The following is a 25,699-nucleotide window of genomic DNA, read 5'->3' as shown; positions in this document are numbered from 1 at the left end:
AGGGGGCCTACTCCGGCCCGTACTTGCGGCCCGCCTTCGACGACACCCCGCCGAGCAGACCGCGCGGCGCCAGCTTCACCACACCCATGAGGGCCTTGTAGCGGGGGTCCGGGATCGACAGGGACTTCCCCCGCTCCAGGTCCTGGAGGGCGGTCGTCACCAGCTTGTCCGCGTCGAGCCACATCCAGCCCGGGATGTTGTCCGTGCCCATCCCGGCCCGCTCGTGGAACTCGGTCCGTACGAAGCCGGGGCAGAGCGCCATCAGCCGCACCCCGCTGCCCGCGAGGTCCCGCGCCGCGCCCTGGGTGAACTGCACGACCCAGGCCTTCGAGGCGCCGTAGGTGCCGCGGGGCACGAAGGCCGCCACCGACGCCACGTTCACCACGGCGCCCCGGTGGCGGCCCTTCATGGCGGCGGCGGCCGCCGAGGTCAGCCGCAGCACCGCCTCGCAGTGCACCGTCAGCATCTTCAGCTCGTCGGCCATGGAGACCTCGAGGAAACGGCCCTTGTTGCCGAAGCCGGCGTTGTTCACCAGCATGTCCACCGGCTGCCTCGGGTCCGAGAGCCGGGCCTCGACGGCGGCGATGCCGTGCTCCTCGGAGAGGTCCGCCGCGAGCACCTCGGCCTCGACGCCGTGCCGGTCGTGCAGTTCGGTCGCCTGCTCCCGGAGCCGCTTCACGTCCCTGGCCACGAGCACGACGTCGTGGCCGTCCGCCGCCAGTCTCCGTGCGAAGGCGGCCCCGATGCCCGCGGTGGCGCCCGTAATCAGTGCAGTCGTCATACGGGCAACCTAGTGCCTGGCCTCAGGACCGGGCCGGTCTCGTGGGCCCGGTCCGGAAGCCGGGCACCGCCGCCCCGCCCCGCGGCTACTCCTTGGCGTACTTCTCCTTGTACTGGCGGGCGAGCGCCAGGAGTCCGGACTCCATCCACTCCGCGGCGACCAACGTGCCGGGCAGCAGGGCGCGTTCGGTGGTCGCGGCGCGGTGCAGCAGCGCCACGGTGATGTCGTGGTCCGGCCGGTGCACGACCGTGATCGGATCGCCCGCCCGCACCTCGCCCGGCACGATCACCCGCAGCAGCGCGCCGGGACCGGCCTCGGACTGCGTGAACCGCTTCACCCAGCCCTTCTCCTCGACGAAACCGGCGAAGGTACGGCACGGGATGCGGCCGCCGGTCACCTCCAGGACCACCTCCTCGCCGATCCGCCACCGCTCGCCGATCAGCGCGCCGTTCACGTCGAGGCCCCGGGTGGTGAGGTTCTCGCCGAAGGAGCCGTTGGCCAGTTCGCGGCCGAGCTCCCGCTCCCACAGGTCCATGTCCTCCCGGGCGAAGGCGTACGCCGCCCGGTCGTCGCCGCCGTGGAAGCGCAGGTCGCAGACCGCGTCGCCGGCGACCCCGCTCGCCCCGACACCGGGCGCGCCCGGCGCCTCGATCCGTACGGGCCCGTCCACGGGCCGCTTGTCGATGCCCGTCATCCCCGAAGCGGCGTCGGTGTACTCCACGGGCCTGGCGCGGCCCACATTCACGCTCAGCAAGGTCATGCGGGCACTGTACGGGCGCCATCTCAAAGGCGCTCGCGAGAATGGGCAGCTTCACCCAAGAGTCGCTTATGCTGGACGCATGATCGAGGCACGCCACCTCCGCGTCCTGCGCGCCGTCGCCGCCACCGGCTCCTTCTCGGCCGCCGCGCGTGAACTCGGCTGCACCCAGCCCGCCGTCAGCCAGCAGATGAAGGCCCTCGAAGCCTCCGCCGGCACGCCGCTGCTGATCCGCACGGGACGCGAGATGCGCCTCACCCAGGCCGGCGAGGTCCTGGTGCGCCACGCCTCCGGCATCCTCGCCGGGCTGACCGCCGCCGAGGAGGAGGTCGCCGCCATCGCCGGGCTCCGCGCGGGCCGTGTCCGCCTGGTCTCCTTCCCGAGCGGCAGTTCGACCCTGGTGCCCACCGCGCTCGCCGCGCTGCGGGCCGCGCACCCCGGCACCCGGGTCTCCCTCGTCGAGGCGGAGCCGCCGCGCTCGATCGAGATGCTCCGCGAGGGCGACTGTGACATCGCGCTCGCCTTCCGGTACGGGGCGGGGCAGGCCGAGTGGGACGACCTGGTGGTCCGCCCCCTGCTCGCCGACCGGCTCGTCGGCCTGGTGCCGGAAGGCCACCGGCTCGCCGGGGCCGGCTCGGTCGGCATCGCGGAACTCGCCGACGAGCCCTGGATCGCGGGCTGCCCGCGCTGCCGCCGCCAGCTCGTCGACGTCTGCGAGGACGCGGGCTTCACCCCCCGCATCGACTTCGCCACCGACGACTACCCGGCCGTGGTGGGCCTGGTCGGCGCCGGTCTGGGCGTCGCCGTCCTGCCGGAGCTGGCCATCGAGTCCGTACGGCCCAAGGGGGCGCGGACCGTGGCCGTGGAGCCGGCCGTGGAGCGGGAGATCGTGGCCCTGACGCTGCCGGACCTCGCGCAGGTCCCGGCCGTCGCCGCCACGCTGGACGAACTGATCCGCGCCGCCACGCGCGCGTAGGGCGCGCGGGCGCACGGGTCCGTTCAGGTGGTTCTCAGCCCACGGGTCAAGTGGTTCTCGGTCCACGCCCACGGGTCAGGTGGTTCTCAGTCCACCGAAGAAACGTTCCTTCACATACGTTCCCCGAGTGATGTCATGGGTGTCATGGGTGTGGCGGACGCGGCGGACGTGACCGGCGGCGAGGCCGGGGCCGTCGTGATCAGGCGATTGCGCGCGCGTCCCATGAGTTCTTCGCGTTCGTCCTCGGTGAGGCCGCCCCAGACGCCGTAGGGCTCCCGCACGGCGAGTGCGTGTGCCGCGCACTCCGCGCGCACCGGGCACCGCATGCAGACCTCTTTCGCCGAGTTCTCACGCGCACTCCGTGCCGCGCCGCGCTCTCCCTCGGGGTGGAAGAACAGGGAGCTGTCGACCCCGCGGCAGGCCGCGAGGAGTTGCCAGTCCCACAGATCGGCGTTGGGTCCGGGAAGGCGGGAGAAATCTGCCATTGCGCTTGTCCCCTTGAAACCGTGTCGAACGGATAGGTGGGCGGGTGGATGGCTGATGGCCGGGGCTCCTCGGGTCCCGACAGGTCCGTAGCTACACCTACTGTCGAAGTAGATGTAAATATGACTCATTGCGAATCTAGCCACAGACACTGCGAAAAGGGAAGAAAACCCGCTAAATGGGGCATAGCTCTTGATGTCGGGACGAACGACCTGCGACACTCTCCTCCGCGCACGACTCCTCACGTAGAGTGCCGAAGACGCCGTCCGACCCGTAACTCTTTCGAGTGACCGTCGTTGAGAGTGCGGAGGCGGTTGAAGGAATAAGCGATCGGGCACATGTCCGAGAGCGTCAACCGCACAGGTGACGATACGTACAGCCCTGGAGGCTCAAGGTGACGCGCAACAGCTGCGAGAGCCGCGGAGGTCAGGCATGACATCCGTCCTCGTCTGCGACGACTCCCCGCTTGCCCGAGAGGCGCTCCGCCGCGCGGTCGCGACCGTGCCCGGCGTCGAGCGCGTGACCACCGCGGCCAACGGCGAGGAAGTCCTCCGCCGCTGGGGCGCGGACCGCTCGGACCTGATTCTGATGGACGTACGCATGCCCGGTCTGGGCGGCGTGGAGACCGTCCGCCGGCTGCTCTCCGCGGACCCCGGCGCCCGCATCATCATGCTCACGGTCGCCGAGGACCTCGACGGCGTCGCCCTCGCGGTCGCCGCGGGCGCCCGTGGCTACCTGCACAAGGACGCCTCGCGCGCCGAACTGCGGGCCACGGTCACCCAGGCGCTCGCCGACCCGACCTGGCGGCTCGCCCCGCGCCGCCTCCGTTCGGCCGAGATGGGCGCCGCGCCCACCCTCACCGCGCGCGAGATCCAGGTCCTCGAAGGCATGAGCCACGGCCGGTCCAACGCGGAGATCGGGCGCGAGCTCTTCCTCTCCGAGGACACGGTCAAGACGCACGCCCGGCGCCTCTTCAAGAAGCTGGGCGCCTCCGACCGGGCGCATGCCGTCGCGCTCGGATTCCGCTGGGGCCTGGTCCGCTGAATCGCAGGTCACCTGTCCTCTCCCCGTCCTCGCCCGCGTCCGTCGTGGGGTGGACGGGGCGGGCTTGTGTCACTTCCCCGTGGAATGCCGCATCCTTGAGATGTGGAGTTCCTCGGGGACGAGTCGATCGAGCGGGAGGAGGGGGCGCGGGAGATGAGTGCCGGCGCACCTGCTCATAACGCTTCGGTGCACAACTACGGACGCGGTGCCACGGACGCGGAGGCGTCGGGGCACCATGGAGCGATGCGCGACGACGAGACCGTGGGTACCCCCATGCCTGCCGGGCAGGGGGAGATCGGCGCGCTCGTGCACCGCGCGGTCGACGGCGACGCGCAGGCCACGCACGACCTGCTCGCGCGTGTCCACCCGCTCGCCCTGCGGTACTGCCGCACCCGCCTCAACCGCCTGCCGGGCGACGCCCGGCACTTCGTCGAGGACCTGGCCCAGGAGGTCTGCGTCGCCGTCCTGATGGCGCTGCCGCGCTACAAGGACACGGGCAGGCCCTTCGAGGCCTTCGTCTTCGCCATCGCCGGACACAAGGTCGCGGACCTCCAGCGCGCCGCCATGCGGCACCCCGGGTCCACCGCCGTTCCCTCCGACGAGATGCCCGAGCGGCCCGACGACTCCCTCGGCCCCGAGGAGCGCGCCCTGCTCAGCGACGACGCCGAGTGGGCCAAGAAGCTGCTCGCCAACCTCCCGGAGAACCAGCGCGAACTGCTCGTGCTCCGGGTCGCGGTCGGACTGACCGCCGAGGAGACCGGCCAGATGCTCGGCATGTCCCCGGGCGCCGTCAGGGTCGCCCAGCACCGCGCCCTCAGCCGGCTCCGGGCGCTGGCGGAGCAGTGACCCGACAGCACCGCGCTCTCGGCCTGCTCCGGGCACTGGCCGAGCAGTAAGCCTTGCCGGGCGCTGTCATCCCTTTCGTACACGTGCGAACGTCCAAAGCTTCTCGCTGATCTTGCTCGTGGAATGAGACACCGCTCAGGCCCGTTAGCATGGACATCCCGCACCGATCAAGGCCATTTGGGAAGGTGTCATGACTGCCAACGTCGACGGAGTGCCCGAGAAATTCGCGACACTCGGGCTGACCTACGACGACGTGCTGCTGCTGCCGGGCGCGTCCGACATGGCGCCCGACCAGATCGACACCGCCTCGTACATCTCGAAGAACGTGCGGGTGAACATCCCGCTGCTCTCCGCCGCGATGGACAAGGTCACCGAGTCCCGCATGGCGATCGCCATGGCGCGACAGGGTGGTGTCGGTGTGCTGCACCGCAACCTCTCGATCGCCGACCAGGCGAACCAGGTCGACCTGGTGAAGCGCTCCGAGTCCGGCATGGTCTCGGACCCGATCACGGTCCACCCGGACGCGACGCTCGGCGAGGCCGACGCGATCTGCGCCAAGTTCCGCATCAGCGGCGTCCCGGTGACCGACCCGGCCGGCAAGCTGCTCGGCATCGTCACCAACCGCGACATGGCCTTCGAGTCGGACCGCAGCCGCCAGGTCCGCGAGGTCATGACCCCGATGCCGCTGGTCACCGGCAAGGTCGGCATCTCCGGCGTGGACGCCATGGAGCTGCTGCGCCGCCACAAGATCGAGAAGCTGCCGCTGGTCGACGACGCGGGCATCCTCAAGGGCCTCATCACGGTCAAGGACTTCGTCAAGGCCGAGAAGTACCCGAACGCCGCCAAGGACAAGGAAGGCCGGCTCCTCGTCGGCGCCGCCGTCGGTGTCGCCGGTGACGCGTACGAGCGCGCCCAGGCCCTGATCGAGGCCGGTGTCGACTTCATCGTCGTCGACACCGCGCACGGCCACTCCCGCCTGGTCGGCGACATGGTCGCCAAGATCAAGTCGAACTCCTCGGTCGACGTCATCGGCGGAAACGTCGCCACCCGCGACGGCGCCCAGGCGCTGATCGACGCCGGTGTCGACGGCATCAAGGTCGGTGTCGGCCCGGGCTCCATCTGCACCACCCGCGTGGTCGCCGGCATCGGCGTCCCGCAGGTCACCGCGATCTACGAGGCCTCCCTCGCCGCGAAGGCGGCCGGCGTCCCGGTCATCGGCGACGGCGGTCTGCAGTACTCCGGCGACATCGCGAAGGCCCTCGTCGCCGGCGCCGACACGGTGATGCTCGGCTCGCTGCTCGCGGGCTGCGAGGAGTCCCCGGGCGAGCTGCTCTTCATCAACGGCAAGCAGTTCAAGTCGTACCGCGGCATGGGCTCGCTCGGCGCCATGCAGTCCCGCGGCGAGCAGCGCTCCTTCTCCAAGGACCGCTACTTCCAGGAGGGCGTCGCCTCCGACGAGAAGCTCGTCCCCGAGGGCATCGAGGGCCAGGTGCCCTACCGCGGCCCGCTCTCGGCCGTCGTCCACCAGCTGGTGGGCGGTCTGCGCCAGTCGATGTTCTACGTCGGCGGGCGCACGGTGCCGGAGCTCCAGGCGAACGGCCGATTCGTCCGGATCACCTCGGCGGGCCTCAAGGAGAGCCACCCGCACGACATCCAGATGACGGTCGAGGCGCCGAACTACAGCAGGAAGTAACAGCGCGCGACGGAGGGGGCGGTTCCGGCATGTGGCCGGAGCCGCCCCTCCGGCGTGTGTCGGGGATACTGGTAGGCGCAGACATAGAGGGAAAGGCCACACATCGTGACTGAGATCGAGATCGGGCGCGGCAAGCGCGGCCGCAGGGCGTACGCGTTCGACGACATCGCCGTCGTCCCGAGCCGGCGCACCCGGGACCCGAAGGAGGTCTCGATCGCCTGGCAGATCGACGCCTACCGCTTCGAGCTGCCGTTCCTGGCCGCCCCGATGGACTCGGTCGTGTCGCCGCAGACCGCCATCCGCATCGGCGAGCTGGGCGGCCTCGGCGTCCTGAACCTGGAGGGTCTCTGGACCCGGTACGAGGACCCGCAGCCGCTGCTCGACGAGATCGCCGAGCTGGACGAGGCGACCGCGACCCGCCGTCTGCAGGAGATCTACGCCGCCCCGATCAAGGAGGAGCTGATCGGGCAGCGCATCAAGGAGGTGCGCGACTCCGGTGTCGTCACCGCCGCCGCGCTCTCCCCGCAGCGCACCGCGCAGTTCTCGAAGGCCGTCGTCGACGCCGGCGTGGACATCTTCGTCATCCGCGGCACGACGGTCTCGGCCGAGCACGTCTCGGGCGCGGCCGAGCCGCTGAACCTGAAGCAGTTCATCTACGAGCTGGACGTCCCGGTCATCGTCGGCGGCTGCGCCACGTACACCGCGGCCCTGCACCTGATGCGCACCGGCGCGGCGGGTGTCCTGGTCGGCTTCGGCGGCGGCGCCGCGCACACCACCCGTAACGTCCTCGGCATCCAGGTCCCGATGGCGACCGCGGTCGCCGACGTGGCCGCGGCCCGCCGCGACTACATGGACGAGTCCGGCGGCCGGTACGTGCACGTCATCGCCGACGGCGGTGTGGGCTGGTCGGGAGACCTGCCGAAGGCCATCGCCTGCGGTGCCGACGCCGTGATGATGGGCTCCCCGCTGGCCCGTGCCACGGACGCGCCCGGCAAGGGCCACCACTGGGGCATGGAGGCCGTCCACGAGGACGTGCCGCGCGGCAAGCTCGTCGACCTGGGCATCGTCGGCACCACCGAGGAGATCCTCGCGGGCCCGTCGCACATCCCGGACGGCTCGATGAACTTCTTCGGCGCCCTGCGCCGCGCGATGGCCACCACGGGCTACAGCGAGCTCAAGGAGTTCCAGCGCGTCGAGGTCACGGTCGCGGACTCCCAGCACAAGCGCTGACGACCCGCTGAGAAGCCCCGCACCAGGTGGTGCGGGGCTTTTCTGCTGCTCACAGCCGGTGGGCCGCTCCGGCGGGGGTGGCGCCGCGGGTGTCGAGGAGCAGCTGGGCCTTCACCGAGAGGCCCTGGAGGTCGTACGTGCGGTGGTGCTGGAGCAGGATCGTCAGGTCGGCGTGGGCGGCGGCCTCGTAGAGGGAGTCGGCGCGGGGGACGGGGAGCTCGCGGACGCGCCAGTCGGGGACGTGCGGGTCGTGGTAGCTGACGGCCGCGCCCAGGTCCATGAGGCGGCGGGCGATCTCGTCGGCGGGGGAGCCCTGGCGGTCGGGGAGGTCGGGCTTGTAGGTGATGCCGAGCAGCAGGATCCGGGCGCCGCGGGCCGACTTGCCGTGCTCGTTGAGGAGGGTGGCGGCGCGCTGGACGACGTACTGCGGCATGCGTTCGTTGACCTGTCCCGCGAGCTCGACGAGGCGCAGCGGGCGGTGGGCGCCGACGGTGTCGACGGGGACGCCGTGGCCGCCGACGCCGGGTCCCGGGCGGAAGGCCTGGAAGCCGAAGGGCTTGGTCTCGGCGCAGCGGATGACGTCCCAGAGGTCGACGCCGAGTTCGTGGCAGAGGACCGCCATCTCGTTGACGAGGGCGATGTTGACGTGCCGGAAGTTGGTCTCCAGGAGCTTGACCGTCTCCGCCTCGCGGGGGCCACGCGCGCGTACCACCTTGTCGGTGAGCCGGCCGTAGAAGGCGGCCGCGGACTCGGTGCAGGCCGGGGTGAGGCCGCCGATGACCTTGGGCGTGCCGGCGTAGCCGTGGGTGCGGCTGCCGGGGTCGAGGCGGCCGGGGGAGTACGCGAGGTGGAAGTCGCGCCCGGCGCGCAGGCCCGAGCCCGCCTCCAGGACCTCGCGGAGGAGGCCCTCGGTGGTGCCCGGGGGGACCGGGGACTCCAGGAGGACGGTGGTGTGGGGGCGCAGCCGGGCGGCGAGGGCGCGGGCGGCGTCGGTGACGGCGGTGAGGTCGAGGGTCCGGTCGGGGCCGGGGGAGGTCGGGGCGCAGAGGACGGCGGTGCGGACCCGGCCGAGCTCGGCGGGGTTGGTGGTCGGCCGGAAGCCCCCCGAGAGCATCCGGCGGATCTCTGGGGCGGTGAGCGAGCCGTCGACCGGGGAGCGGCCGGCGGCGAGTTCGGCGACGGGGCGGGGGTCGGTGTCGTAGCCGATGGTGTCGATGCCTGCGGCGGTGGCGGCCTGGGCCAGGGGGAGTCCGTGGTGGCCGAGGCCGATGACGGCGAGGTCAGCGGGCATGGGGGGTGGGCCGTCCTTCCCAGTAGCCGGAGGGGACGCGACGCGCAAGCCCGGTGGACAGAACGGGTCGAGCGCAATGTCAGACTAGGCGTAAATATGACCGATATGCGGCATTGTGGGGTCGAACGTCGCCGAGTGTTATCCACAGGTCGGCCGCGAGGCGGTGGCTGAAGTCGCGGGACCGGGACAGAATCGAGCTGTGAGCCGGACCACACGGGGCCCGGTTCGCGGTTCGTGTACGTCGCTACGGCCCGGTGTGTGCGGTGCCGACGGCGTGTGGGACAGACGGGGGACGACGGGAGGCAGCAGCGTGAGGACAGCGACACTGGGACCCGCCGAGCGCGCCGAGGCACTCGCGGTCATGGCCGAGCGAGAGCTGGACGTGCTGGTCGTCGGCGCCGGAGTCGTCGGCGCGGGAATCGCCCTCGACGCCGCCACGAGAGGGCTCTCCACCGGCATCGTGGAGGCCCGTGACTGGGCCTCCGGCACCTCCAGCAGGTCCAGCAAGCTCATCCACGGCGGCCTGCGCTACCTGGAGATGCTCGACTTCGCGCTCGTACGGGAGGCGCTCAAGGAGCGCGGACTCCTCCTGGAGCGGCTCGCCCCCCACCTGGTGAAGCCGGTCCCGTTCCTCTACCCCCTCCAGCACAAGGGCTGGGAGCGGTTCTACGCCGGCTCGGGCGTCGCGCTGTACGACGCGATGTCGCTCTCCTCCGGCCACGGCCGCGGCCTCCCCGTCCACCGGCACCTCTCCCGGCGGGGCGCCCTGCGGGTCGCGCCCTGCCTGAAGAAGGACGCCCTGGTCGGCGCCCTGCAGTACTACGACGCCCAGATGGACGACGCCCGCTTCGTCACCACCCTCGTGCGCACGGCCGCCTCCTACGGCGCCCGGGCCGCCAGCCGGGCCCGCGTCACCGGCTTCCTCCGCGAGGGCGAGCGGGTCGTCGGCGCGCGCGTCCAGGACGTCGAGGCGGGCGTCGCGTACGAGATCAGGGCCAAACAGATCGTCAACGCCACGGGCGTGTGGACCGACGACACCCAGGCCCTCATCGGGGAGCGCGGCCAGTTCCACGTCCGCGCCTCCAAGGGCATCCACCTCGTCGTGCCCAAGGACCGCATCCACTCGACCACCGGGCTGATCCTGCGCACCGAGAAGTCCGTGCTGTTCGTCATCCCCTGGGGGCGCCACTGGATCGTCGGCACCACCGACACCGACTGGGACCTCGACAAGGCGCACCCCGCCGCCTCCAGCGCCGACATCGACTACCTCCTGGAGCATGTGAACACCGTCCTCGCCACCCCGCTCACCAGGGACGACGTCCAGGGCGTCTACGCGGGCCTGCGGCCGCTCCTGGCCGGCGAGTCGGACGCCACCAGCAAGCTGTCCCGCGAGCACACCGTCGCCCACCCGGTCCCCGGTCTCGTGGTCGTGGCCGGCGGCAAGTACACGACGTACCGCGTGATGGCGAAGGACGCCGTCGACGAGGCCGTGCACGGACTCGACCAGCGCGTCGCCCCCTGCGTCACCGAGGACACCCCGCTCCTCGGCGCCGAGGGCTACCGCGCCCTGTGGAACGCGCGGGCCAGGACCGCCGCGAGAACCGGACTGCACGTCGTCAGGGTCGAGCATCTCCTCAACCGCTACGGCTCCCTGACGGAGGAGATCCTCGACCTGATCGCGGCCGACCCGAGCCTCGGCGAACCGCTCGCCGCGGCCGAGGACTACCTGCGCGCCGAGATCGTCTACGCCGCCTCGCACGAGGGCGCCCGCCACCTCGACGACGTCCTCACCCGGCGGACCAGGATCTCCATCGAGACCTTCGACCGGGGCACGCTCAGCGCCCGCGAGTGCGCGGAACTGATGGCACCGGTCCTCGGCTGGGACGAGGGCCAGATCGCGAAGGAGGTCGAGCACTACGAGAAGCGGGTCGAGGCCGAGCGCGAGTCGCAGCGCCAGCCCGACGACCTGACGGCCGACGCCGCGCGGCTCGGGGCGCCGGACATCGTGCCGATCTGACGGGACGTCCGGGTCCTCGCACCGCGGGAACCTCGGGGCCGTGCGGAGGCGTCGTATCCCGGAGTGCGGACCCGGGGGCGCCACCCGCCCCGAGGTGAGGGACAATGGCCTCTCTTCCAGGGCGGGTTACCGCATCGCGCGGGAAGCGGCAGACGCGGCGAAGATCAGGGATCGCAGAGGGGACGCATGTCGGAGGCGGAGCAGTCGCGGGACAAGGCGAGGGACCCCAGGCGGGACGCCGCCGCGGGGGCCGCGACCGACGGCGACCGAGGAGCGGTTCCGGCCGCGCGTGAGCCGGAGCGGGACACGGAGGACGCGCAGGTCAGCCAGGGTGCGCAGGCCCCAGGGGGCGCGCGCGAACCGGAGCGGGGCGTCGAGGACGCGAAGCCCGCGGAGACCCCTCGGGACGTGAAGGACGCTCAGGAGGTGAAGGACCCTCAGGACGCGCCGTCCGAGGGGACGGCGACTCCGGGCGCGAGCGACGTTCGGGCCGGGGCCTCGGCCTCGGCCGGTGCCGCGACCGGGACCGAGGCCTCGGCCGGTGCCGGTGCCGGTGCCGCGACCGGGACCGGTGCCGGTGCAGCGGCCGGGACCGGTGCCGGTGCAGCGGCCGGGACCGGGACCGAGGCCGAGGCCGGTGCCAGTGCCTCGGCCGGGACCGAGGCCGGTGCTGGTGCCGCGAGCGGGGCCACTGGTGACGACGCCGTCGCGAACGGGCGGCTGCGCGGTACCGAGCCGTCGACCGGACGGGCCGGTTTCGGCGCCGGGGACGGCGACGGCGAGAGCGACCGCCGGCCCGCCGCCGACGGCCCGCGCGGCGCCGACAAGTTCCGCAAGGAACCGGCCGGCGAAGGACGGCTGCTCGCGGGCCGCTACCGGCTCGGCGGCGTCCTCGGCCGCGGCGGCATGGGCACCGTGTGGCGCGCCGTCGACGAGACCCTCGGCCGTACCGTCGCCGTGAAGGAGCTCCGCTTCCCCACCAGCATCGACGAGGACGAGAAGCGACGCCTCATCACCAGGACCCTGCGCGAGGCGAAGGCCATCGCCCGGATCCGCAACAACGGCGCCGTCACCGTCTACGACGTCGTCGACGAGGACGACCGCCCGTGGATCGTCATGGAGCTCATCGAGGGCAAGTCCCTCGCGGACGCCGTCCGTGAGGACGGCACCCTCACGCCCCGGCGCGCCGCCGAGGTCGGCCTCGCCATCCTCGACGTCCTGCGTTCGGCGCACCGCGAGGGCATCCTGCACCGCGACGTGAAGCCGTCCAACGTCCTCATCGCCGAGGACGGCCGCGTCGTCCTCACCGACTTCGGCATCGCCCAGGTGGAGGGCGACCCCTCGATCACCTCCACCGGCATGCTCGTCGGCGCCCCCTCGTACATCTCCCCGGAGCGCGCCCGCGGCCACAAGCCCGGCCCCGCCGCCGACATGTGGTCGCTCGGCGGCCTCATCTACGCCGCGGTCGAAGGCAGCCCGCCGTACGACAAGGGCTCCGCCATCGCCACCCTCACGGCCGTGATGACCGAGCCGGTCGACCCGCCGAAGAACGCCGGCCCCGAGCTGGAGAAGGTCATCTACGGCCTCCTCGCCAAGGACCCGGCGCAGCGGCTCGACGACGCCGGCGCCAGGGTCCTGCTGCGGGCCGTGCTCGACGCGCCCGACGCGCCGCCCGTGGCCTCGCCCGAGGTCACCACCGTCGTACCGCTGCCGCCGCGCCCCGACCAGGCCCCGACGGCCGCCGCGATCGACCGGGGGCCCGACGCGGCCGCCGAGCGGATGCGGGACGCGCTGAAGTCCGTACGGAACGCCGCCGCGTCCGTGAAGCCCGAGCCGAAGCCCGCGCCGCGACTCGCGACCGAGCCGCTGCGGGGCGGCGGCAAGCCGGCCCCGGCCCGCGCGCCGCTGACCGACGTCGTACCGCGCCGCACCCTGGTGGTCATCGCCGCGGTCGCCGTCCTCGCCGTGCTCGGCACGATCCTCGCGGTCTCCCTCGGCGGCGGCGACGAGGGCAACCAGGGCAAGGGCGACGGGGGCACCACCGCCTCGGCCGGCGCCTCGACCGGTGGAGCCGACGGTTCCGGCGGCTCCGGCGGCGCCCAGGGCCAGTCCTCGGGCGGACCCGGCCAGCAGGGCGGCACCCAGCCCGGCGACAACGGCGCCACGGGATCGACCGGCGGCGACAACGGCACCACGGGGTCGGGGTCCACGGGCGGGCAGAACGGGACCAAGCCCTCCGGAGGGCCCGGCGGCGCGGGCGCCCAGCTGCCCGCCGGCTACACCCTCGTCAGCAACGAGAAGCTCCACTTCTCGATGGCGATGCCGGCGTCCTTCAAGCTCCGCTCGATCCCGGGCTACGACCTCGGCGCGATATTCAACGAGAGCGGCGGCTTCCCGCGCGTCCAGGTCGACTACAACGGCAGCCCGAAGGACAACGCGGCGAACGCCTGGGAGCTGGCCAGGTACGGCGTGGCCGCCTCCAGCCAGGACTACAAGCACCTCGGCATAAGGCCGGTCTCCTACAACGGCTACCCGACCGTCGCCGACTGGGAGTTCGAGCGCACGCAGAAGGGCATCCGTGTCCGCGTGCTCAACCGAGGCTTCAAGGTGGACGCCAAGCACGGGTACTCCATCATGATCAGCTGCGCCTCGGACGCGTGGAACGGCGCGGAGTGCAAGACGCTGCGGGACACGGCGTTCGCCACGTTCAGCCCCAAGGACTGACCGGTGGCACGTATCGTGAGGTTCATGGACCGAACGCAGCCGAACAGAGCCGTCAACTGCACGCTGCCGGACCGGAACTGACGAGACCTGCGTGATCCCGCCCGATCCCGAGGGATCCGCGGGACCACGGGGGACAGCGTGCGCGCGGGGGAGGCGTCGTGGACGACTACGCGGGAAGGGTGCTCGCCGACCGCTACCGCCTGCCGCTGCCACCGGCGGACGCCGACGCGTACGAACCGGTGGAGACGCGCGCGTTCGACACCTACAGCGGGCAGGAGGTCCTGGTCCGCCAGGTGCCGCTGCCGGAGTTCGTCGACGCCGAGGTCCTCGACGGCCGGGGCGGTCCCGCCGGGCCCTACGGCGGCGCGGGCCCGGCCACCCGCCGGCCGGCCGAGCCCGTCGTGCGCCGCGCGATCGAGGCGGCCCAGGCCGCCGCGCAGATCCCCGACCATCCCCTGCTCGACCAGGTCTTCGACGTCTTCGCCGAGGCCGGCTCGCTGTGGATAGTGAGCGAGCGCGTGGCGGCCCGACCGCTGGCCGCGCTCCTCGCCGAGCGGCCCCTCAACCCGTACCGCGCGGCCGAGATAGGCGCCGACGTCCTCACCGCCCTGCGCGCCCTCCACGCCCACGGCTGGGTGCACCGGAACATCACCGCCAGGACCGTGCTCGTCTGCGACGACGGCCGCGTGGTCCTCAGCGGCCTCGCGGTGGGCGCCGCCGAGGAGGCCCTCTGCGGCTACGCCCCGGTCCCGGAACAGCCCGACGCGTTCGCGCCGCCCACGGCCGCCGAGCCCGAACTCCACGAGCCCGAACTCCACGAGGCCGAGGCCTACGAGCCCGAGGCCTACGAGCCGGAGGAAGCCGGACCGGTCGAGCACGTGGCCGAGCCGTATGCGCCTGAGGAGTACGAGGCGGGGGAGTACGGGGCGGGGGAGTACGGGGCTGGAGAGTACGGCTCCGAGTCGTACGAGCTGGAGCCGTACGGGCCTGAGTCGTACGAGCGTGAGCCCTACGCGCCCGAGCCGTACCGGCGTGAGCCCTACGCGCTGGAGCCCGTCGACCAGTACGAGTACGACTACGAGTCCGAGTCCGCCGCGTACGGCCCCGAGGCCTACGGCGCCGAGGCCTACGGCGCCGAGGTGGACGAGGAGCTGGACGCGGCGGCGCCCGAACCCGACGGAGCCCCGGACCCGGACGACACCGACACCGGTACGGGCACCGGTCCGTACGGGGACTACGGTGCCGACCCCTACGGGCGGGCCATGCCGGCCGCCGCCGAGACGCAGCCCGTCGCCACGCCGCCCACCGCCGACGTGCGGGCCGCGCGGGCCGGGGCCATCGCCGCGTACCGGGCCGGTGCGCGGGCCGCCGCCAAGCTCGGCGAGACCGGGGCCCTCCCCGTCCAGCGCCCCGCGCCGCCGGAGGGGCACGAGCCGCCCCCGCCGCCCACGGCACAGGCGTCCGGCGCGCCCGAGCCGCAGTGGTGGGCCCGGGTGGTGGACGACGAGGACGACGAGGACGACGGCGACGAGCCGTACGGCGGTGGCCCGCAGGCCGGCCCGCCGCCGCGCGCGATGCTGGCCGGCAGCTGGAGCGACGGTCCGCACGCCTCGCGGGACGGCTCGGGACCGATCCCGGCCGGCGGGGGTTCCGTGCTGCCCGGTTCGGGGCGTCCGGCGCTGCCCGCCGGGTACACGCCGGCGACCCCGGATCCCGCGCGGCTTCCGGCGCAAGCCGCCCCGCGGGAGGAAGCGCCGCTCGCGATCCCGGCCCAGGCGCACCGCGGTCCGACCACGCGGCTCGCCGCCGAACGGGCCCGCCAGACGCGGATCGCGGTCGTCGGTGCCGTGACGGAGCGCTGGGCGCCCGAGCAGGCCGGACCCGTGCACGAGAACTGGCGCCTCGCCCCGCCCATCACCCCCGCGACCGACCTGTGGGCGCTCGGCGCGCTCCTCTACCGGGCGGTCCAGGGCCATGCCCCGTACCCCGAGGACAGCGCGGCCGAGCTCGTCCAGCTGGTCTGCGCCGAGCCGCCGGCCTTCGCCGAGGAGTGCGGGCCGCTGCGCCCGGTCGTGGAGTCGCTGCTGCGTCAGGACCCGACCGAGCGCCCGGACTTCGAGGAGCTGCGCGGCTGGCTGCGCTCCATGGTCCGCTCGGCGCCGGAGCCGGAGGCCGGGCTCGGGGTCGTACCGCTGCCGTCCTTCGACGAGGCGCGGCTGCCGATCGTGCGCCGGCGCGGCGAGCTGGTGCGCCGGTGGCGCGGGGGAGCGCGGGCGGGCCGCCACAAGCGCGGCAAGGACCCGCGCCCGGCGACCCGGCACGAGGCTTCGCGGGGCCCCGAACCCGACCACGTGCACGACCAGGAGTACGGCCACGCGCGCGTACAGCCGGATTACCGCGAGGAGTTCCCTGAGGAGTTCCGCGACGAGTCCCGGGGAGGCTTCCGGGAGGCGTTCCGCGAGGACTTCGACGAGGAGATCCCGCAGCGCGCCCCGCGCGCCCCCCGGTCCTCCGCGCGCCCATCGGCCTCCCGTACGCCGGGTTCCCCGCGCTCCCTGGGCCGTACGCTCCTGATCCTCGTCCTCCTGCTGCTCGCGGGGGCGGTCGCGTACGCCGTCCTGTTCATGCCCCGCGGGGGCGAGCAGCCCGGTGGTGGACCGACCGCCCAGGCCACGGCGAGCACGAAGCCGTCCGCGGCGCCGTCGACCAAGCCGTCGGCCGAACCGTCGGCCGAACCGTCGGCCGAACCGTCGGCGAAGCCGTCGACCGGACCGGCCACCACCCCGCCCCCCGCGGACACTTCGGCCCCCGCGCTCGCCGCCGGGTACGAACTGCGCCAGGACCCCGAGGGCTTCCGGATCGGGGTGCCGAAGGGGTGGCGGCGCAGCCCGATCAACGACGCCGGGCAAGTGCGCTACACCAGCGGCGACTTCACGCTGATCGTCGTCCCCGGCCGGGACAGCGTCCAGGACAACGGCTCGGACCCGCTGGAGTACCAGAACAGCAAGGAGCGCGAGCTGGCGCCCTACCGTGCGACGAGCTGGTCGCGGGTGGAGAAGACACGCCGGGTGGACATCGGCCGGACGCCGACGGCCGAGGGGTTCTACACCTGGCCGGACAGCACGGGCCGCGAGGTGTTCGTACGCAATCTCGCCCTGATCGACGGCGGTCGGTACCACGTCGTCCAGGTCATCGGGCCGGAGAGCGAGCGTGACAAGGTGTCGGAGATCTACGAGCAGGCCACGAAGGGGTTCCGTCCGGGGCGCTGACGTCCGGGACGCTGATACGAATGTCCCACCGGCCCCTGGTCACAGTGCTGTTCCTATGACGGCCCCGAGGTTCCGCCGCCCGTACCCCCCTCCGTAACCTGGCATCAGAAGGAACGGGCGGGGGCAAGTGGAACATTCTCAGAGCGCTTCTCAGGGCACAGGGTCGGGGCTTCTGCTCGCCGGTCGCTACCGGCTGGGTGAGTCCATCGGCCGCGGCGGCATGGGCAAGGTCTGGCGCGCGCACGACGAGGTGCTGCACCGTGTGGTGGCGGTGAAGGAGCTGACGGCGGGCCGGTTCGTGGCCGAGGCCGACCGGCTCGTGCTGCACGCCCGTACGCAGAAGGAGGCGAGGGCCGCCGCGCGGATCACGCACCCGGGTGTGGTGACCGTCCACGACGTCCTGGAGCACGACAACCGGCCCTGGATCGTCATGCAGTACGTCGACGGGCCCTCGCTCGCCGACGCCGCCAAGGAGGCCGGCACGATCGAGCCCCGCGAGGCGGCCAGGATCGGGCTGCACGTCGTCGGCGCGCTGCGGGCCGCGCACGCGGCCGGGGTGCTGCACCGGGACGTCAAGCCGGGCAACGTGCTGCTCGCGCGCGACGGGCGCGTCCTCATCACGGACTTCGGGATCGCGGCGATCGAGGGCGACTCGACGATCACCCGTACGGGCGAGATCGTCGGCTCCATCGACTATCTGGCGCCCGAGCGGGTACAGGGCGGCGATCCGGGCCCCGCCTCCGACCTCTGGTCCCTCGGCGCCACGCTCTACACGGCGGTGGAGGGCACCTCGCCGTTCCGCCGCACCTCCCCGATCAGCACCATGCAGGCCGTGGTGACGGAGGAACCGCCGCACCCGGCGAAGGCGGGGCCGCTGGCCTCCGTCATCGTGGCCCTGCTGCGCAAGGACCCGGCGCAGCGGCCGCGCGCGGACGAGGCCGAGCGGATGCTCCTCGACGCGATGGAGGGCCGTGCGCCGGCGGCGGCCCAGGCGTACGTGCCGACCCAGCGCGTGGCCAGGGAGGAGCTGGACTCGGCGGCGCGCGAGGCCCGGCAGGCGGACGGTACGGGTACGGAGATCCTGGCGGGCGGGACGCCGAAGGTCACCGCGCAGTGGCCCCAGTCGGCCCAGGAGCCGCAGCCGTCCTCCGTACCGCACCAGCCTCGGACATCGCATCCCACCCTCGTCCCCTCCTCGCCGCCGTCCTCAGGCCGTGGCCGCTGGCGCTCGGCCGTGTTCGCGGCGCTGCTCGCCGGAGTCGTCGCCGGCGGTGCCGTCTTCGCCGCCATGAACTACGCGGGTGGCGACCGCGACGACCAGGGCCACGGCGGCCGGACCACCCCGGCGACCGCACCCGCCACCAAGGGAGCCGGGGACGGCATCCCGGCCGGCTGGCACCGCGTCGAGGACCCGGAGGGCTTCAGCCTCCTCGTACCGGACGGCTGGAAGCGGCAGACCGAGCGCGACCAGATCGACTACACCCCGGACAACGGCCGCCACCGCATCCGGATCAGCATCGACAAGAGCCCCGATTTCGAGAACCCGTACATGCACGCCATCGACCTGGAGCGGCAGCTCGGGAAGCGCATGGACTACAACCGGGTCAAGCTCCTCCAGACCACCTACCGCGATCAGGTGCGCTCCTGCCTGTGGGAGTTCACCTGGACCGAGAAGAAGACCTTCCCCGGGCCGCGGCACGCGATCGACCAGATGTACTACGAGGACGACGGCACCGAGTACGCCATCTACATGTCCTCGCCGGAGTCGAGCTGGGAGACCACCCGGGAGCAGTTCGACATCGTCGTCCAGCACTGGCGCGCACCGGACCAGTGAGGCGCGGACCGAGGGACGGCCCGAGGCGCGGACCGAGGCGCGGACCGAGGCGCGGAAAAACTCCTCGCACGGCTCCGAGGATGGCCGTAAGCCCCTGATCAGGGCTTATGTGCCAGTGATCGCTGGCGCGATGTGCGGAGAGGGTGAAAACGCGTTACCGACGGGTACCCAAAGGTCGGAACGCGGCCTACGCTCGCCCTCATGACGGACTCGCAGGCCCCCGCCGCCCTCACGGTTCCCGCCGACACCGCCGCCGAGGCGGCCCGCCCGGCCGCCCCCGCCGGCGCGACCAACCCGGTCGCGCCCGCGCCCGCCGGGGCGCGGACCGCCGCCGACGTCGTCACGCCCGAGCTGGTCGCCCGGCTCACGCGCGGAGTCGTCGGCTCCGGCCGGACCGCCAACCACACCCCCTTCACCGGGGACAAGCTGGCTGACCTGCCCGAGTCCACCCCCGAGGACGTCGCCGAGGCCTTCACGCGCGCGCGTGCCGCCCAGGCCGTCTGGGCCGCCACCCCCGTCAGGGCCCGCGCCGCCGTCCTCCTGCGCTTCCACGACCTCGTCCTCCAGCGGCAGGCCGAGGTCCTCGACCTCATCCAGCTGGAGACCGGCAAGGCCCGCCTGCACGCCCACGAGGAGGTCCAGGCGGTCGCCGTCGCCGCCCGCCACTACGGCCGCAAGGCCGCCTCCTACCTCCGCGCCAAGCGCCACACCGGCGTCGTGCCGACCCTCACCAAGGTCACCGAGCTGCGCCAGCCGCGCGGGGTCGTCGGCCAGATCGCCCCCTGGAACTACCCCCTCGAACTCTCCGTCGGCGACGCGCTCCCCGCCTTCGTCTCCGGCAACGCCGTCGTCATGAAGCCCGACACCGAGACCGCGCTCACCGCCCTCTGGGCCCGTGACCTGCTCATCGAGGCCGGACTCCCCGAAGAGGTCTTCCAGGTCGTCCTCGGCGAGGGCCCGGTCGTCGGTCCCGAGGTCGTCAAGCACGCCGACTACGTCTCCTTCACCGGCTCCACCCGCACCGGCCGCGAGGTCGCCCAGGGCGCCGCGGCCAGGCTCGTCGGCGTCTCCCTCGAACTCGGTGGCAAGAACGCGATGCTCGTCCTCGCGGACGCCGACATCGAGAAGGCCGCCGCCGGCGCCGTCCGCGCCTGCTTCTCCTCCGCCGGACAGCTCTGCATCTCCATCGAACGCCTCTACGTCCACGAGTCGGTTGCCGACGCCTTCCTGGAGCGCTTCGCCGCCCGCACCAAGGCCATGCGCCTCGGCAGCTCCCTCGCGTACGGCGCGGACATGGGCTCCCTCGTCGGCGAGCGGCAGCTGGAGACCGTCTCGAAGCACGTCGAGGAGGCCGTCGCCAAGGGCGCCACGCTCATCGCCGGCGGCGTCGCCCGCCCCGACATCGGCCCCCTCTTCTACGAGCCCACCATCCTCGACGGCGTCGAGGCCCCGATGGCCGTCTGCGGCGAGGAGACCTTCGGCCCGGTCGTCTCCGTCTACCGCTTCACCGACGAGGACGAGGTCGTCGAGCTCGCCAACGCCACCCCGTACGGCCTCAACTCCTCCGTCTGGACGAAGGACTCGCGCCGCGGCCACGCCGTCGCCGCCCGGCTGCGCACCGGAACCGTCAACATCAACGAGGGGTACGCGCCCGCGTACGGCAGCGTGCAGTCCCCGATGGGCGGCATGAAGGACTCCGGACTCGGCCGCCGCCACGGCTCCGAGGGCATCCTCAAGTACACCGAGGCGCAGACCGTCGCCCAGCAGCGGCTGATCCCGCTCGCGCCGTCCTTCGGGATGGACGACGAGAAGTACGCCGCGTTCATGAGCGTGTCCCTGAAGGCGATGAAGGCCCTGCGCCTGCGCTGACGCCCTTCGGCCGCGCCCGCGCCGACGCCCTTCCCTTCCCCACCTTTTCGTTGCGAGGAGAGCCATGACCGCGGTACCCCCTGCCCAGAATCAGGACGAGGACGACGCGTACGACTACGACGTCCTGGTCGTCGGCTCCGGCTTCGGCGGATCGGTCACCGCCCTCCGCCTCACCGAGAAGGGCTACCGGGTCGGCGTCCTGGAGGCCGGGCGCCGCTTCGCACGCCACGAGCTGCCGAAGAACTCCTGGGACCTGAAGAACTTCCTGTGGGCGCCGACGCTCGGCCTGTACGGCATCCAGCGCATCCATCTGCTCGGGAACGTCATGGTCCTCGCCGGCGCGGGCGTCGGCGGCGGCTCCCTGAACTACGCCAACACCCTCTACGAGCCGCTCGCGCCGTTCTTCGACGACCCGCAGTGGAAGGACATCACGGACTGGCGTGCGGAGCTCGCGCCCTACTACGACCAGGCCAAGCGGATGCTCGGCGTGCGCCTCAACCCGACGATGACGCCCTCCGACGTGCACCTGAAGGCCACGGCCCAGGCGATGGGGATCGGCGACACCTTCCACATGGCGCCGGTCGGCGTGTTCTTCGGGGACGGGCAGGACGGCGACGGCACGGCGAAGGCGAAGCCGGGCGGCGAGGTCGCCGACCCGTTCTTCGGCGGCGCGGGGCCCTCCCGCAAGGCCTGCACCGAGTGCGGCGAGTGCATGACCGGCTGCCGCCACGGCGCCAAGAACACCCTCAACGAGAACTACCTCTACCTCGCCGAGAAGGCGGGCGCGGTCGTCCACCCGATGACCTCCGTCGTCGCGGTCACCGAGGACTCCCGGGGCGGCTACGCGGTCAAGACCCTCCCGACCGACAACAAGAAGAAGGGCGCGGGCCGGACCTTCACCGCCCGCAAGGTCGTCATCGCCGCCGGTACGTACGGCACGCAGACCCTGCTGCACCGGATGAAGGACACCGGGCTGCTGCCCCGCGTCTCCGGCCGGCTCGGCGAGCTGACCCGCACGAACTCCGAGGCGCTGGTCGGCTCGCAGACCACCGACCGCCGCTACCGCAAGCGGCACGGCAAGGACCGGGTCGACTTCACCAAGGGCGTCGCGATCACCTCGTCCATCCACCCGGACGACAACACCCACATCGAGCCGGTCCGCTACGGCAAGGGCTCCAACTCCATGGGCGGCATGACCGTCCTCCAGGTGCCGTACGGCGCGCACCGGGTGCGCAGGTGGCTGCTCGAACTGGTCAAGCACCCCACGCTCGCAGCCCGCTCGCTGTCCAACCGCCGCTGGTCGGAGCGGACCATCATCGGCCTCGTCATGCAGTCCCTGGACAACTCGCTCACCACCTTCCGCAAGCCGGGCGGCATCGGGAAGGGCCTGCTCACCGCCCGCCAGGGCCACGGCGCCCCCAACCCGACACAGATCGAGGCGGCCACCCGGGCCGCCACCCTCCTCGCCGAGGAGATCAACGGCTTCGCCGGTTCCAACGTCGGCGAGCTGATGGGCACCCCCCTGACCGCGCACTTCCTGGGCGGCTGCCCGATCGGCGCCGACGGCGAGACCGGCGTCATCGACCCGTACCACCGGCTCTACGGCCACCCCGGGATCTCCGTCGTCGACGGCGCGGCCGTCTCCGCCAACCTCGGCGTCAACCCGTCCCTGACGATCACGGCCCAGGCCGAGCGCGCCATGTCCTTCTGGCCGAACAAGGGCGAGGAGGACCCGCGCCCGCGGCAGGGAGAGGCGTACGTACGGCTCTCGGCGGTCGAGCCGAAGTCCCCCGCCGTCCCGTCCGAGGCCTTCGGCGCCCTGCGGCTGCCGTTCCTGGGGATGCCGGCGGTCCCGCCGAAGAAGGACTGATCCGCACCGGCTCACGTGAAAGGGCGCTGCACCCCCCTCCGAGTGCAGCGCCCTTCCAGCTTTGGTGTTGCTGCATAGATGACCTTCCGCCCCCGCGATTGGTTGTAGCGGTTGCACAGGATCTTCGTGTGACGCGCGTCACGTTCTGGTGTCGGGTGCGAAGAAGGGCCCCGCGCTCGCGATTCCGGTCGCGGCGCGGGGCCCTTGAGGTCGGCACCGGTGTCAGGGCAGCGGCGGTGCCGAGCGGGGCGGCGCCGGGGGGTTGCGCCGCGAGGGGGAGGGGATCGGGGGGATCGGGGGACGGGAGGGTCGGGAGATCGGCCGGTTGCGGCCGGCCCCGGGCGTCCCCGGGACCGACCGCCCTTTCTGGGTGACCGGGCTGCTGTCCCCTGCTGTCCGGTCACGCGCGCTGGTGCGAGGTCCCACGACGTACCCGAGAGGTACGCCACACGCCCCAGCGAAGCCACGCGTGGTTTCTACGGGCCCGCCCCTGGCTGGCACGGACACCCGGACCAACGAAGCCCGGCCGGAACCGGTCACGCGCCGTACGGGTGAGAGCACGACCGAACTCGGGTACGGGGGCCCACCCGGGCGCGTCGGCCGGAACCGCCGGATTCGTCTGCCCGGCTCACCGGATTCGTCTGTCGGCCTCACCGGATTCACCTCACCGGATTCGCCTGTCGGCCTCACCGGATTCAGATGCGGCCCCGGCACAGCTCCAGCATCGTCATCGCGAGCGACGTGCCCGGCTTGCCCAGGGCGTCCCTGTAGTGGCCGAGGACCTCCATCTCGCGGGCCAGGTTCACCCGGCGGCCGCCGGAGGAGATCCGGGCCTCCTGGATGACGGCCGAGACGGCCATCCGTTCCTGGATGAGGCCGATGATCCGGTCGTCGAGGGCGTCGATGCGCTCACGGGCGTCGCCGATCAGCGTCGCCGCCTCGTCCGTGCGGGCGCCGGTCTGCTCCGTGATGGTCTTCGTGGTCGCGGTGTTCGTGGTCATGGCGGGGGCTCCTTGTGGTGTCGGGTCCTGGAGCCCCGGGGCGACATCGCCCGGAGACAAGCAGAACGCCCCGGGCCTTGTCGGCCCGGGGCGCCTGGGAAGTCGCTTGTCAGTTGCTCAAGCAGCACGACCATGGCAGCCGGTGGGCCGGTTGCCATAGGTAAAGACGAAGGTCGGGTGCTTGCGCATGGCGACAGTATGGACCCCTTCGCGCACCCCGGGACAACCCGGGTTCGGATGGTGAGACGAAAAGCGACACCGGCGCGCCGGTAGAATCGACAAATAGCCCCCCTTTCGAGGGAACCCTCAGGGACCCCACGGGAACCGCCAGGGGACCTCACGAGGGAACCTCTCCTACCGCCGGAAGGCCGCCGTAGTGTCATCAGCGACTCCCGCTGCCGCGCCCGACGTCTCCAACCCGGACGTAGTCCTCGTTGTCGACTTCGGCGCCCAGTACGCCCAGCTCATCGCCCGTCGCGTCCGTGAGGCGCGGGTCTACAGCGAGATCGTCCCGTCCACCATGCCGGTGGCCGAGATGCTGGCCAAGAACCCGAAGGCGATCATCCTCTCCGGCGGCCCGTCCTCCGTGTACGCCGAGGGCGCCCCGCGCCTCGACCGCGCGATCTTCGAGGCGGGCGTCCCCGTCTTCGGCATGTGCTACGGCTTCCAGCTGATGGCGACGACCCTCGGCGGCACCGTCGACAACACCGGCGCCCGCGAGTACGGCCGGACCCCGCTGCACGTCTCCAAGGCCGGCTCCACCCTCTTCGAGGGCACCCCGGTCGAGCAGTCGGTGTGGATGTCGCACGGCGACGCCTGCTCCGCCGCCCCCGAGGGCTTCACCGTCACCGCCTCCACGGACGTCGTGCCGGTCGCCGCCTTCGAGAACGACGAGAAGAAGCTGTACGGCGTCCAGTACCACCCCGAGGTGCTGCACTCCACGCACGGCCAGCAGATCCTCGAGCACTTCCTCTACCGCGGCGCCGGCATCGAGCCGAGCTGGACCACGGGCAACGTGATCGAGGAGCAGGTCGCGGCCATCCGCGCCCAGGTCGGCACCAAGCGCGCCATCTGCGGTCTCTCCGGCGGCGTCGACTCCGCCGTGGCCGCCGCGCTCGTGCAGAAGGCCATCGGCTCGCAGCTCACCTGCGTGTACGTCGACCACGGCCTGATGCGCAAGAACGAGACCGAGCAGGTCGAGAAGGACTTCGTCGCCGCCACCGGCGCCAAGCTGGTGGTCGTCGACGCGCAGGAGCGCTTCCTGACCGCGCTCGCCGGCGTCTCCGACCCGGAGACCAAGCGCAAGATCATCGGCCGCGAGTTCATCCGCGTGTTCGAGCAGGCGCAGCTGGAGATCCTCCAGGAGGAGGGCCCGGAGGTCGCGTTCCTCGTCCAGGGCACCCTCTACCCGGACATCGTCGAGTCCGGCGGCGGCACCGGCACCGCCAACATCAAGTCCCACCACAACGTGGGCGGCCTCCCCGACGACATCGAGTTCGAACTCGTCGAGCCGCTGCGGCAGCTCTTCAAGGACGAGGTCCGCATGGTCGGCCAGGAGCTCGGCCTGCCCGAGGAGATCGTCCAGCGCCAGCCGTTCCCCGGCCCCGGCCTCGGCATCCGCATCGTCGGCGAGGTCACCAAGGAGCGCCTGGACCTGCTGCGCGAGGCCGACGCCATCGCCCGCGAGGAGCTCACCGCGGCCGGCCTCGACCGCGACATCTGGCAGTGCCCGGTCGTCCTGCTCGCCGACGTCCGCTCCGTGGGCGTCCAGGGCGACGGCCGCACCTACGGTCACCCGATCGTGCTGCGCCCCGTCTCCTCCGAGGACGCCATGACGGCCGACTGGTCGCGCCTGCCCTACGAGGTGCTCGCCAAGATCTCGACCCGCATCACCAACGAGGTCGCCGACGTCAACCGTGTCGTCCTGGACGTCACGAGCAAGCCGCCGGGCACCATCGAGTGGGAGTAATCCCTCCCGCACACCGTCGAAGCCGCCGCCCCGCTCGTCCGGGGC

The 25,699-nt window shown here is 72.5% G+C and carries 17 protein-coding genes; 12 read left to right on the top strand and 5 right to left on the bottom strand.

What is annotated here, in order from left to right:
• Positions 1-7: 7 nt before the first annotated feature.
• On the bottom strand, positions 8-781 hold the full coding sequence (locus ACWGN5_RS29450; protein ID WP_453520667.1) for an SDR family NAD(P)-dependent oxidoreductase: 774 nt from the start codon (positions 779-781) through the stop codon (positions 8-10).
• Positions 782-866: 85 nt separating this feature from the next.
• Positions 867-1,541: an MOSC domain-containing protein gene (locus ACWGN5_RS29445; RefSeq protein ID WP_453520666.1), complete on the bottom strand. Its 675-nt coding sequence runs from the start codon at positions 1,539-1,541 to the stop codon at positions 867-869.
• 79 nt (positions 1,542-1,620) lie between these two features.
• Here ACWGN5_RS29445 and ACWGN5_RS29440 point away from each other — a divergent pair, with 79 nt between their 5' ends.
• Positions 1,621-2,514 carry a LysR family transcriptional regulator gene (locus ACWGN5_RS29440; protein WP_369146007.1) on the top strand — a complete coding sequence of 298 codons (894 nt, stop codon included), beginning with the start codon at positions 1,621-1,623 and terminating at the stop codon, positions 2,512-2,514.
• 110 nt (positions 2,515-2,624) lie between these two features.
• Here the strand turns inward: ACWGN5_RS29440 and ACWGN5_RS29435 are convergent, their stop codons facing one another.
• Complete coding sequence (locus ACWGN5_RS29435) at positions 2,625-2,999, bottom strand: WhiB family transcriptional regulator (RefSeq protein WP_453520663.1); 375 nt, start codon at positions 2,997-2,999, stop codon at positions 2,625-2,627.
• A gap of 430 nt (positions 3,000-3,429) precedes the next feature.
• Here ACWGN5_RS29435 and ACWGN5_RS29430 point away from each other — a divergent pair, with 430 nt between their 5' ends.
• The 4 genes from ACWGN5_RS29430 (at position 3,430) to ACWGN5_RS29415 (ending at position 7,810) form a co-directional block, all read left to right on the top strand.
• A complete protein-coding gene (locus tag ACWGN5_RS29430) occupies positions 3,430-4,041 on the top strand; it encodes a response regulator transcription factor (RefSeq protein ID WP_003948568.1) in 612 nt (203 codons plus the stop codon).
• 243 nt (positions 4,042-4,284) lie between these two features.
• Positions 4,285-4,887 (top strand): sigma-70 family RNA polymerase sigma factor, encoded by a 603-nt coding sequence (locus ACWGN5_RS29425; RefSeq protein WP_308433031.1) that lies wholly within the window; start codon positions 4,285-4,287, stop codon positions 4,885-4,887.
• Between the two features lie 190 nt (positions 4,888-5,077).
• Entirely contained in the window at positions 5,078-6,580 is a 1,503-nt protein-coding gene (gene guaB, locus ACWGN5_RS29420; protein WP_453520661.1) for an IMP dehydrogenase, read from the top strand.
• Positions 6,581-6,685: 105 nt separating this feature from the next.
• The gene (locus tag ACWGN5_RS29415) at positions 6,686-7,810 is read left to right on the top strand and encodes a GuaB3 family IMP dehydrogenase-related protein (protein WP_453520660.1); all 1,125 of its coding nucleotides are present in this window, start codon (positions 6,686-6,688) and stop codon (positions 7,808-7,810) included.
• Between the two features lie 49 nt (positions 7,811-7,859).
• On the opposite strand, the gene ACWGN5_RS29410 is transcribed toward ACWGN5_RS29415, so the two are convergent.
• Positions 7,860-9,101, bottom strand: coding sequence for a nucleotide sugar dehydrogenase (locus tag ACWGN5_RS29410; RefSeq protein ID WP_453520659.1), 1,242 nt, complete (start codon positions 9,099-9,101; stop codon positions 7,860-7,862).
• Between the two features lie 310 nt (positions 9,102-9,411).
• Here ACWGN5_RS29410 and ACWGN5_RS29405 point away from each other — a divergent pair, with 310 nt between their 5' ends.
• The 6 genes from ACWGN5_RS29405 (at position 9,412) to ACWGN5_RS29380 (ending at position 22,684) form a co-directional block, all read left to right on the top strand.
• Positions 9,412-11,118, top strand: a complete 1,707-nt coding sequence (locus tag ACWGN5_RS29405) for a glycerol-3-phosphate dehydrogenase/oxidase (protein WP_453520657.1) — start codon at positions 9,412-9,414, stop codon at positions 11,116-11,118.
• A gap of 186 nt (positions 11,119-11,304) precedes the next feature.
• Positions 11,305-13,842 (top strand): protein kinase domain-containing protein, encoded by a 2,538-nt coding sequence (locus ACWGN5_RS29400; RefSeq protein ID WP_453520655.1) that lies wholly within the window; start codon positions 11,305-11,307, stop codon positions 13,840-13,842.
• Between the two features lie 158 nt (positions 13,843-14,000).
• Positions 14,001-17,111: a protein kinase gene (locus tag ACWGN5_RS29395; RefSeq protein ID WP_453520653.1), complete on the top strand. Its 3,111-nt coding sequence runs from the start codon at positions 14,001-14,003 to the stop codon at positions 17,109-17,111.
• Between the two features lie 127 nt (positions 17,112-17,238).
• On the top strand, positions 17,239-18,945 hold the full coding sequence (locus tag ACWGN5_RS29390) for a protein kinase domain-containing protein (protein WP_453520651.1): 1,707 nt from the start codon (positions 17,239-17,241) through the stop codon (positions 18,943-18,945).
• 201 nt (positions 18,946-19,146) lie between these two features.
• Positions 19,147-20,814: a succinic semialdehyde dehydrogenase gene (locus tag ACWGN5_RS29385; protein WP_453520649.1), complete on the top strand. Its 1,668-nt coding sequence runs from the start codon at positions 19,147-19,149 to the stop codon at positions 20,812-20,814.
• A 64-nt stretch (positions 20,815-20,878) separates the two neighbouring features.
• The gene (locus ACWGN5_RS29380; RefSeq protein ID WP_453520647.1) at positions 20,879-22,684 is read left to right on the top strand and encodes a GMC oxidoreductase; all 1,806 of its coding nucleotides are present in this window, start codon (positions 20,879-20,881) and stop codon (positions 22,682-22,684) included.
• Between the two features lie 695 nt (positions 22,685-23,379).
• Here ACWGN5_RS29380 and ACWGN5_RS29375 read toward each other — a convergent pair.
• The gene (locus ACWGN5_RS29375; protein ID WP_453520646.1) at positions 23,380-23,685 is read right to left on the bottom strand and encodes a chorismate mutase; all 306 of its coding nucleotides are present in this window, start codon (positions 23,683-23,685) and stop codon (positions 23,380-23,382) included.
• A gap of 376 nt (positions 23,686-24,061) precedes the next feature.
• Between ACWGN5_RS29375 and guaA the strand changes: the two genes are divergently transcribed.
• The gene (guaA, locus tag ACWGN5_RS29370) at positions 24,062-25,654 is read left to right on the top strand and encodes a glutamine-hydrolyzing GMP synthase (RefSeq protein ID WP_453520644.1); all 1,593 of its coding nucleotides are present in this window, start codon (positions 24,062-24,064) and stop codon (positions 25,652-25,654) included.
• Positions 25,655-25,699: the final 45 nt, after the last annotated feature.

The sequence above is a fragment of the Streptomyces sp. NPDC055815 genome (assembly GCF_053616475.1).
This window is presented reverse-complemented; position numbering and strand designations above follow the sequence as displayed.

What these genes read in the sequence shown, in the direction of transcription:
- guaB (WP_453520661.1), top strand. Translation starts at nt 5,078, where the DNA reads ATGACTGCCAACGTCGACGGAGTGCCCGAGAAATTCGCGACACTCGGG.
- ACWGN5_RS29440 (WP_369146007.1), top strand. Translation starts at nt 1,621, where the DNA reads ATGATCGAGGCACGCCACCTCCGCGTCCTGCGCGCCGTCGCCGCCACC.
- ACWGN5_RS29385 (WP_453520649.1), top strand. Translation starts at nt 19,147, where the DNA reads ATGACGGACTCGCAGGCCCCCGCCGCCCTCACGGTTCCCGCCGACACC.
- ACWGN5_RS29445 (WP_453520666.1), bottom strand. Translation starts at nt 1,541, where the DNA reads ATGACCTTGCTGAGCGTGAATGTGGGCCGCGCCAGGCCCGTGGAGTAC.
- ACWGN5_RS29435 (WP_453520663.1), bottom strand. Translation starts at nt 2,999, where the DNA reads ATGGCAGATTTCTCCCGCCTTCCCGGACCCAACGCCGATCTGTGGGAC.
- ACWGN5_RS29410 (WP_453520659.1), bottom strand. Translation starts at nt 9,101, where the DNA reads ATGCCCGCTGACCTCGCCGTCATCGGCCTCGGCCACCACGGACTCCCC.
- ACWGN5_RS29400 (WP_453520655.1), top strand. Translation starts at nt 11,305, where the DNA reads ATGTCGGAGGCGGAGCAGTCGCGGGACAAGGCGAGGGACCCCAGGCGG.
- ACWGN5_RS29425 (WP_308433031.1), top strand. Translation starts at nt 4,285, where the DNA reads ATGCGCGACGACGAGACCGTGGGTACCCCCATGCCTGCCGGGCAGGGG.
- ACWGN5_RS29380 (WP_453520647.1), top strand. Translation starts at nt 20,879, where the DNA reads ATGACCGCGGTACCCCCTGCCCAGAATCAGGACGAGGACGACGCGTAC.
- ACWGN5_RS29430 (WP_003948568.1), top strand. Translation starts at nt 3,430, where the DNA reads ATGACATCCGTCCTCGTCTGCGACGACTCCCCGCTTGCCCGAGAGGCG.
- ACWGN5_RS29450 (WP_453520667.1), bottom strand. Translation starts at nt 781, where the DNA reads ATGACGACTGCACTGATTACGGGCGCCACCGCGGGCATCGGGGCCGCC.
- ACWGN5_RS29375 (WP_453520646.1), bottom strand. Translation starts at nt 23,685, where the DNA reads ATGACCACGAACACCGCGACCACGAAGACCATCACGGAGCAGACCGGC.